Annotated in this window: 7 protein-coding genes; all 7 read right to left on the bottom strand. The window is 62.0% G+C overall.

What is annotated here, in order from left to right:
• The coding region (locus LDL37_RS05265) for a 5'-methylthioadenosine/S-adenosylhomocysteine nucleosidase (RefSeq protein ID WP_290795291.1) at positions 1-456 on the bottom strand (456 nt) is incomplete at its 3' end.
• A gap of 57 nt (positions 457-513) precedes the next feature.
• Positions 514-2,433 (bottom strand): polysaccharide lyase family protein, encoded by a 1,920-nt coding sequence (locus tag LDL37_RS05270; protein WP_290795293.1) that lies wholly within the window; start codon positions 2,431-2,433, stop codon positions 514-516.
• Between the two features lie 131 nt (positions 2,434-2,564).
• Positions 2,565-4,154 (bottom strand): sodium/sugar symporter, encoded by a 1,590-nt coding sequence (locus tag LDL37_RS05275; RefSeq protein WP_290795295.1) that lies wholly within the window; start codon positions 4,152-4,154, stop codon positions 2,565-2,567.
• 176 nt (positions 4,155-4,330) lie between these two features.
• Entirely contained in the window at positions 4,331-6,922 is a 2,592-nt protein-coding gene (locus tag LDL37_RS05280; RefSeq protein WP_290795297.1) for an exo 1,3/1,4-beta-D-glucan glucohydrolase, read from the bottom strand.
• Positions 6,923-7,468: 546 nt separating this feature from the next.
• A complete protein-coding gene (locus LDL37_RS05285; protein ID WP_290795300.1) occupies positions 7,469-8,527 on the bottom strand; it encodes a LacI family DNA-binding transcriptional regulator in 1,059 nt (352 codons plus the stop codon).
• A gap of 185 nt (positions 8,528-8,712) precedes the next feature.
• Positions 8,713-9,342 (bottom strand): bifunctional 4-hydroxy-2-oxoglutarate aldolase/2-dehydro-3-deoxy-phosphogluconate aldolase, encoded by a 630-nt coding sequence (gene eda / locus LDL37_RS05290; RefSeq protein WP_126421265.1) that lies wholly within the window; start codon positions 9,340-9,342, stop codon positions 8,713-8,715.
• A 56-nt stretch (positions 9,343-9,398) separates the two neighbouring features.
• Positions 9,399-10,000 (bottom strand): glucokinase (locus tag LDL37_RS05295; RefSeq protein WP_290795303.1); only part of this gene is annotated, 602 nt, incomplete at its 5' end.

Below are 10,000 nucleotides of genomic sequence, written 5' to 3' on the forward strand. Positions count from 1 at the left end.
GCCGTCCGGTGCCCAGGTCAGCCAGTCCGGCTTGACGAAGCCTGTGGCGGTCTTGCGGCCCATAATGGTTTCCAGCGACTGTGCCCAGCGCGCCGGGACGACCACATCGCCGATCTTCAGGGACGGGTCGATGCCCCCGGCTATGCCCGAAAAGACGATGCGCTCGACGTGGAAGCGGTCAATAAGGAGCTGCGTATTCATCGCCGCATTGACCATCGACATGCTCGACATGGTCAGCACAACGGGCTTGTCCTCCAGCGTGCCGGTGACGAACCTCATGCCGTTGAGGCTGTAGCTTTGGGCGTCTTTAAGTCGCCCGATCAGGGCCTGCCACTCCGGCTCAAAGGCCGAGATGACGCCGATGCGCGGGGTTTTATCCAGATAGGCCGCCGCCTGCGCCGTCATCGTCATCATTACGCTCATCACCATCGCCAGACAGAGGGCCCACACGCGCATACGTCACCTCTTCGCAAATGCGAAAGGCTAACGCGGCTTCACGGGAGACGCAAATGATTACTGCACGTCCAGTTTAATGGCATCGTACATCACCTGACCCGGCGCGGCGCTGCCGGGGGCCTGATCGTCGTCAGCGGCGGCGCTTTCGGCGGCCCGGATCAGGGCCGGGTCAAACACCTGCCCGTCAGCATGGCGAAAAGTCAGGTCATTCTCAGCCTTCAGAAAGGATGCGTCGAAGGTGAAGGTCACGACATTGTAATTCTGATCCTGCACGCCGCCGCGATAGCCAGCCGTGCCGGTCTTGGGCAGGCGGATGGCCCCGATCTCCTGACCGTTCAGCGCCACGCGCACATCCGTCAACTTAGCGGGTTTTGCCGCGCAGGTTTTTCCCAAAACCGCTTCACACTTTTGGGCCTGCGCGGTGGCCGGTTGCGCCGAGGCGATGCCGATGGTCAGCGTCCCCTTCCCCGCTTGCGGTGCCGCCTTGAAACGCAGGTGCCAGACCGGGTCCCTCATGTACCAGGACCAGTGCGCGTAGTTCCAGTCGCGCGCCGCGACGCTGCGCCCGATGGTGTAATCGACATCCTTGGGAAACTGCTGCGGGTAGAGGGTGAACATCTGATAGCCGCGCGCCGCATCGCCATTGCGGAACTCCGCCGCCTGACGATCAAACGTCCCCAGTTGCCACAGGGTCTTGCCGTGCGATTCCTTCTGCCAGAAGATCGTGCCCGTGTCCTGCGCGCCGGCGCGGATGGTCACGGTGCGACCGCTGAGGTCGTGGGGCTGATCCGCCCCGGTGACGCTCAAAGCATAGGTGCCGGGCGCAATGCCTTCGATGCGAAACTGCCCGTCGGCATAGACCTCGCCCCAATAATTATAGCCCTTGCCGCTGTCGGCCCAGACAGCACCGGGGTCAGACAGGACGACCCGGCTCTTGCCCGCCGCCGCCCCGTTCAGGCGTACCTCACCAGTCAGGGTGCCGCGCGTTTGAGCGTATTCGGGGGCGCTGACGAAGGCATAGGGCCACTGCGCCTTTTCGGCCGCCAGTTGCCGGTCGATATCGAACCACAGACGGCCCGGCGTCGTCGCCTGATTGGCATAGATGAGGAAGGGGCCATAGACCTTGGACCACGCCTCCCCGGCCTGCACATCCACCGATTTTGCGCCGAAATGCGAGGATTGCAGCACGCGCAGCAACACATCGTCGTGCACGGTCTGACCCTGCTTGATCGGGCCGCCATTGTGATATTCCGGCGATGGCTCGATCATCCAGAGGCCGCGGCTCTGGCCCGGCTCCACGGACAAGGTGCCATAGGCCGGAACATCCCCCCAATAGACCGAGTTGAGATATTTCGTCTTCACCGTCCCGTCGGCCAGCCGGAAGGTGGCGTCCATCAGCTTCTGCGTCACCTCGGCGCGCGGAATGCGGATCAGCGTGTTGCGCGCAATGCTCCAGGCATTGAACACCTGCGGCGAGGTGCGAAAGACAAAGCGCGTCTGCCACAAACGCGCGGCGGGCAAATCGGCCGGGTGGCGGAAGACGACATAGGCATAGAGCCCCGGCAGGCCATCCTTCATCACGTAATGGCGCTCGGCCCTGAACGGAAAATGCTCGCTCGGGCCGCTGCTGATCTTCACATCGGCCAGCGTCGCCGTCGCCGTGACCAGTTCGACAGACGTATCGGCGGAGGACGGGCGGTAATAGCCCTTTTTGGGCGGCGGCGAAGCGGTCGCGCCCAGCGCCTCGGCATTGGCGTCCCAGTAGAGTTTCTGCCCGCTCTGGATCAACTCGGTTGGCGTGCCGCGCAGGTCCCTGAACGATACCACATCGCCATTGGCGTCGATCACCGCTTCGATCAGGCCGTTAGTAAGCGTCAGCCGCCCGTCGGCGCGGGTCGCCGTCACCTCCGCCGCCGCGGGCAAGGCGCCCAGCAGAAGAAGCACCGGCAGGACGGTTTTGAGAGCCTTCGATGTCACGGTATCTTCCCTGAGGCTGTGATTATCGCTCATCAAACGTCACGAACGCTCAGATTCCGTTGCCGCGCTATGTGTAAAAACGAAAAAGCGCCCCGCAAGCGAGGCGCTTTTCCCGTTGTTTCCGCCTATCCCTACCACAGCAACCCATAGAGGGCGACCAGCACGATCACCACACCGATCGCCAGTATGTTGAACGCCGTCGAGGTCTTGAAGCTGACCCCTTCCAGCGTCAGGGTCGAGACCGGCTTTTTGTTCGGCACGATCAGCGATACCAGCACACACAGGGCCAGAGACGCCAGGAAGACATAGCCGACGCGGTCCATGAAGGGCACATCGGGCAGCACGTATTTGGCCACGGTCGAAAGGATGACCGAGGCGGCCACGGCAACAAAGGCCCCGGCGGTCGAACAGCGCTTCCAGAACATGCCCAGCGCGAAGATGACCACGATGCCCGGCGTGAAGAAGCCGGTGAACTCCTGAATGAACTGGAAGGCCTGATCGGTCTTGCCGAGCAGCGGCTGCGCCACGGCCATGGCCACGATCACCGATACCACCGAAGCGATACGGCCAATCGTCACCAGCTTCTGATCCGGAATGTCCTTTTTCAGGGGGGCCACCACGTCCAGCGTGAAGATGGTCGAGATCGAATTGATCTTCGAGGCCAGCGAGGCGATGATCGCCGCCACCAGCGCCGCAAAGACGAGCCCCAGAAGGCCGCTGGGCAGAAGCTGCATCATGGCCGGATAGGCGTGGTCGGCCTTTTCGATATTCGGCGCGAGGATCAGGGCCGCGAGGCCCGGAAACACCACGATGACCGGCATCAGCAGCTTGAGATAGGCGGCGAAGGCAATGCCTTTTTGCGCCTCATTGAGCGACTTGGCCGCCAGCGCGCGCTGGATGATGTACTGGTTGAAGCCCCAGTAGGAGATGTTCATGATCCACAGACCGCCGACCAGCACGGCGATACCGGGCAGGTCCTTATAGAAGGGCGAGTCCTTCGACAGGATCATGTCGAAATGCTCCGGGAAGCGCGTGTAAAGGGTGTGCAGACCGCCCATAACCCCCGCATCACCGCCGATCTTCGAGAACGAGATATAGACGATGATCAGGCCACCGAGGATCAGCAGGGCCACCTGAACGATGTCGGTCAGGGCCACGGCCTTCAGCCCGCCATTGATCTGATAGGCCAGGGCGAAGATGCCGATGGCGACGATGGCATAGATGGGCTCAACGCCGGTCACGCCCGAAATCGCCGTCGCCCCCAGCCACAGGATCGAGGTCAGGTTGACAAAAACGTAGAGCACCAGCCAGAAAACGGCCATCAGGTACTTCACGCTGGGGCCGAACCTTTGTTCAAGGAAGCCCGGCATGGTCATGACGCCGTTCTTGATAAAGACCGGCAGGAAGTATTTCCCGACGATGATCAGGGTGATCGCCGCCATCCACTCATAGGAGGCGATGGCCAGACCGATGCGGAAGCCGGACCCTGACATGCCGATAATCTGTTCGGCCGAGATATTGGCGGCGATCAGCGATGCGCCGATGGCCCACCACGGCAACTGATTGCCGGCGAGGAAGTAGCCCTTTGAGGTCACCGCCTCGCTGGACTTGCGGCGCGACACCACCTGCGCCAGAATGAAGATGCCGACGATATAGGCCAGCAGGATATAGAGATCGACGTCCGCCAGTATGTTGGTGGCGGGCAGGAAACCTGAAAGCATGAATGCCCCCTGAGTGTTTTTTGCGGCGTCTGTTGCGCAGCAATTATCACACAATTAATCGAAATTTAGAATTTGGCAATGTGCAATCGTCAGCAAAAGACGATCGGCATGCCTCAAAAAAAATGCGCGGTGGAGTGAACCCCACCGCGCATTTTTTTCAGTTCTGTCGGCTCGGCCTATTTCAGGCAGACCGCATCGCCTTCGTTCGAAGCCAGCTTGACCGCCGTATAGGTCAGTTTCAGCGGCTTTTCCGAACGCAGCGCAAACGGCATGCCGATCTGGGCCATGTTCTGGCCGATGGCGGCGAAGCAGTTCAGCTTGACCTTCAGCGTATGGAACTGACCGTCGGCCTTCAGCAGGCTGGCGACATCCATTTCCTGGAAGACGAAGCGGTCACGCCCCAGCGCCAGATGCACCGGACCCGTCGGGGCCGCCTCAAGCTTATAGGTGATGGAGATGGCCAGTTCGCCGGTCGATTGACGGCTGAGGTCAACCACATCGCTGGCGAAATAGGCCTCGCCCTTGCCCTGCCCCGTAAAGGTCAGCAGGCGGCCGTTTTCCTGAGCCCCGGCATCGACCGTGGCCTGAGTGACCACGCCCTTCGGCGACTTGATCGTGCCGTGATCGCCCGCCACCGCGCCATCGGCGTCGGCGAGGTAGAACTTCCACGGCGCGCGCACGCGGCCGGCATTGAAGTAGGTATCGACATTGACGACACCGGCGTCTTTCAGACCGGAGTCTTCGGGCAGCGGCAGCAGGTCGCCCTTGTCGGCATAGGTCAGGCCGTAGCCATAAGCAAACAGCGGATCATAGCCCGGCGTGTTGAGGTTCAGCGGCTGCTGATTGGCGAACTTGGGCCAGGAGAAGCTGAGCTTGCCCTTGAAATCGTTGCGCGCCTTGCCCGCCTTGTCGCCGATCAGCACATCGGCCACGCCGCCGCCTTCGCTGCCCGGCAGGAAGGCCGCCACAAAGGCGTCAGAGGTGTTGATTTCCGGGTTCACCCACATCGGGCGGCCCGACAGGAAGACGGTGACGACCGGAATCCCGGCGGCCTTCAGCTTTTTGATGAGGGCCAGATCCTTGCGCTCACCCGACTGATAGTCGAGGTTCGGACGGTCGCCCTGGAATTCGGCATAGGGGTCTTCGCCGATCACCACGATGGCGACGTCCGGCTTCTTGCCCTTGAATGTCCCATCGACCGACAGGGTGGCCTTACCGCCCGACGCCTTGACCGCGTCGTTGATGCCGCCAAAGATCGACTGACCGTTCGGGAAGTCGGAATTGGCATTGCCCGTGCCCTGCCAGGTGATGGTCCAGCCGCCCGACTGCTTGCCGATATTGTCGGCCCCGTCACCAGCGACCAGCACGTTCGCCCCACCCTTCACTGGCAGCACCGAGCCATTGTTTTTCAGCAGGACCAGAGACTCACGCACGGCCTGACGCGCCACGGCGCGGTTTTCGGCCTTGCCCAGATTTTCCCAGTGACCGGCCATCGGACGATCCTTGGGCGCGCCCAGCGTAAACAGGCCGCCCTTGATCTTGGCGCGCAGGATGCGCCGCACGGCGTCGTTCAGGCGGTCTTCGGAGATTTCTCCGGACTTCACCTGAGCCAGCGTGTTCTCATAGATGCCCTTCCACGAATCGGGGGCCATGAACATGTCGATCCCGGCATTGAAGGCCTGCGGGCACGAGGTGGTGGTGCAGCCCGGCACCTGACCCTGCGCGTTCCAGTCGGACACGACGAAGCCGTTAAAGCCCATGCGGTGTTTCAGCACGTCGGTCAGCAGGTACTTGCTGCCGGTCAGCTTCTCACCGTTCCACGACGAGAAGGAGGCCATGACCGACAAGGCCCCGGCTTCGATCGACGGCGGGTAGCCGGCATTGTGGATAGTGGCCAGTTCCTCTTCGCTGATCTGGGCGTCGCCCTGATCCTTGCCGTTCAGCGTGCCGCCGTCGCCGAGGAAGTGCTTGGCCGAAGCCATAATGTGTCCGGGCTTTATGCCCTCATCACCGCCCGTATCGCCTTGCAGGCCTTCGACGACCTTGCCGGCATAGGCCGCGACATCGGCAGGGTTTTCCGAATACGACTCATAGGCGCGGCCCCAGCGCTTGTCGCGCGATACGGCGACCGTCGGCGCAAAGGTCCAGTCCACGCCCGCCAGCGACATTTCATAGGCGGTGACGCGGGCGATATCCTTCATCAGTTGCGGGTTGCGCGTGGCCCCCAGACCGACATTGTGCGGGAAGATGATGGCGCCGACGAGGTTCGAGTGACCGTGCACGGCGTCGATCCCGAACAGCAGCGGAATCTTGCTCTTTGACGGATATTCCAGTGAGGCGCGCCAGTAGGCGTCGGCCAGATCGAGCCATTGTTGCGGCGTGGCGCGCTCATTGCCGCCGGGGGCCGAGTTGCCACCGGCCAGAATCGAGCCCAGCGGGTATTTTTTGAGGTCTTCCGGCTTGATGGCCGAAATATCGGCCTGCACGGTCTGACCGACCTTTTCCTCAAGCGTCATATCGGCCATCAGGGCGTCGATCTTCGCTTCGACATCGGCGTCGATCAGGCCCGCATCCTTCGTCGTCGGCCACACGGGGTTGACCTCAACGGCGGCAGGCGTCGCCACCTCGGCCGGGGTCGCCGCCACGGGCGTTGGCTCCGCCTTGCCCTTGCTCTCGATAATGGTGACGCAGCCCGAAGTCGCCAGGGCTGTCAGCAAAAGGCCTGCGGACACGCTGGCTTTCAGCGCGCCCTTCATGGATTTGCGCATGTCTTCTCTTCCTTCTTCCCGCGGCGTTTCGTTTGCCGGTCTTATTTGTATATCGGGCCCGAAAGCGCGCAACCGCCGCTTTGAGCGCCCCACTTAATGACAGCGCTATCAGAGAGCGTCAAGCCGCGAGACAGGGCGAAAGGCGCGCTAAGCGTCTGTGAAAACGATTTTCTCACCTCCCCCGTCAAAAACCGCCACACCTTTAAATCATTGACGCACCGCGGGTTTTCTCATGATTTTTCACGCCTGCGCCGAAATTTCGCAGCCCTTATCGCCATCTTCGTCAAAAACACGCTTGACAGCGCTGTCAGATTATCGCAATCCTTAGCCACCCGTTGGTGCTCCTTTTTGAACGGTCCCTCCGACCGTTTGAATCTGAGTTTAAAATTCTGGCTGAGCGCGGCTTCTTTCCCTTTTTCACGGTCGCGCGCCCGCAGAATTTTAAATCGTCATCTGGATTTGGCATTATTCAGGTGGCAATGGCCTTATACCCGGCAGCCCGGTTTATCCGGCTGCCGGTTTTTTTTTGCTTCAAAGCCATGAGCCTTATAAACGGCGCACCGATTGCCGTTCGATCAGGGCAAAGGGCAGCAGGCGGTCCGGGGCCTGTGGCGCGGGTTCGCCCTCTTCGCTTTCCTGACGGGTCAGCAGAATATCGGCGGCGGCATAGGCCAGCGCCTCGACCGGCTGACGGATGGTCGTCACGTGCGGCCACACCAGCATGGCGCCCGGCACATCGTCGAAGCCGGTGATGGATACATCTTCCGGGATGCGGATACCGACCTGCTGGGCCGAGGCCATCACCCCGAACGCCATATAGTCGTTGGACGAAAACACCGCCGTCGGGCGCGTCTTTTCGGCAAACAGGGCGCGCCCGGCCTCAACGCCCGATTCGTAGGAGAAGTAGCCCTGCTTGACCCATTCAGGGCGGGGCTCAATCTGGCTTTCGCGCAGGGCCCGCACAAAGCCCTCATAACGCTGATGGCTGCCGCCGTGTTCCGGGTGGCCGCGGATAAAGCCAATATCCTTGTGGCCCATAGAAATCAGGTGGCGCGTCATCTCATAGGCGGCCTGGGTCTCATCCATACGCACGCAGGGCGAGCGGCCGGGATTGAGGAAGGGCGATACGCGCACATAGGGCACACCCGCCGCCTCAATGGCGTGCAGCACCACCGCCATATCGCACAGGGGCGGCGTCAGAATAACCCCATCGAGGCGAATGGTGGCCAGAAGGCTGGAAATCTTCGACACCAGATCGGGCGCGTGGCTGTCCTGCGGCTCGATCAGCAGATGGTAGCCCTGCTCGCGCGCCCGCGTGATGACGCCGCGCTGCATGTCGGTGATATAAGCCGCGTTCGGGTTGTCGTAGAACAGTCCGATCAGGAAACTGCGCGATCCGGCCAGCGAGCGGGCCAGCAGATTCGGGCGATAGTGTAGAAGCGTGGCGGCTTCCTGAACCTTATCGCGCGTTTCCGGGCGCACATTAGGTTCGTTATTCATGACGCGCGAGACGGTCTTGATCGACACCCCCGCCAGTCGCGCCACATCATTGATGGTCGAGGTGCCGCCGGCCCCCGGCACACCGCGGTCTCTGGGCGTTCTCATGCCCCCATCCCTGCGATGCGACATATATTCTGAGCGGCCAATCCCCGGATTCCCTTTTGTGTCTTTTTGGTCAGACCAAAGAAGAACGGCGCAGGCCCCGTTGTCAAGGACGCTGCGCCGCAAAAACTCTATGGTAGCGGTAACTTAACCCGGACCTGCCTTAGCACCGTTCCGAAGCCGCGACCTCAGCCCGCAAACTTTTGCACGGCTTCGGCGGCGAGTTTGGAAATTTCGCCCCACTGGCCTTCCTTCATCGCCTTTTCCGGGGCGACCCATGAGCCACCGACGCACAGGACGTTATCCAGCGCCAGAAAATCGGCGGCGTTGTTAAGGCCGATACCGCCCGTCGGGCAGAACTTGACCTGTGGCAGCGGGCCACCGATGCCCTTCAGCATGGGCACACCGCCCGCCGGGACGGCCGGGAAGAATTTCAGGCGCTCAAAGCCCCATTCCAGCGCCTTCATCACTTCGGAGGCCGTCGAAACGCCCGGCAGCAGCGGCAGCGAATCCTGCTTGGCCAGCGTCTTGGTCAGGCCCGGCGACACGCCGAACTTCGCACCGGCTTCGGCGGCTTTTTCGGCATCCTTTGGCGTCAGCAGCGTGCCTGCGCCGACAATGGCGTCCGGGCGCTCTTTGGCGATCAGTTTGATGGCGTCCAGCGCGCAATCGGTGCGCAGCGTGATTTCCAGCACCTTGATGCCACCGGCCATCAGGGCGTCGGCCAGAGGCAGGGCCATCTCGATATCCGGAATGACCATCACCGGCAGGACGGGCCCCGTGGTCATGATGGTGTGAACGTCGAGCGGCTTGGTCATGGCGTATCCTTGTTGTCATCCGCTCCCCGGCTGCGCAGGGAGCTTGTTCAGGCGCACTAAGCGATTATTTCGGCGTCCGTCAAGGCGTTGGCCGCCCCGATCAGGGCCGCGCATTCGTGGGTGATGATGCGCGACGGAATAGCTTCGACATAGGAGACCAGCGGCGCCTTGGCCTCCATGCGAGCGCGGAAGCGCGCTTCGTCGATATATTTGGCGAGCTTCGGCGCGATACCCCCGGCTATAAACAGGCCCGCCGTTGCGCCGTGGCACAGGCTGAGGTCGCCCGCCACCGAGGCCAGAATATCAAGGAAGGTTTCGACCGTGTAGCGCGAGCCCTGTGCGTCCGGACCATCCAGATGCGTGATCTGCGCGGGCGTCAGCTCCAGCGTCGGCTCGCCGCGCACATTGGTCACGGCCTTGTAGAGATTGACCAGACCGGGGCCGGACAGCACCATTTCAATGGTCACGCGCCCGTGCTTTTTCGACAGGAAGCGGTGGAGTTCGCGCTCGAAATCATTGACCGGGGCCCAGGATGCGTGGCCGCTTTCGGTCGAAAGGCAATAGGGACCATAGGGCCCGCCCACCAGCACCGAAGCGCCGAAACCGGTGCCCGCGCCCATCACGGCGTGCACATTGCCCTTGCCTTCGCGCAGTGGCC

It is taken from the genome of Asticcacaulis sp. (assembly GCF_020217185.1).
Taxonomy (GTDB): Bacteria; Pseudomonadota; Alphaproteobacteria; order Caulobacterales; family Caulobacteraceae; genus Asticcacaulis.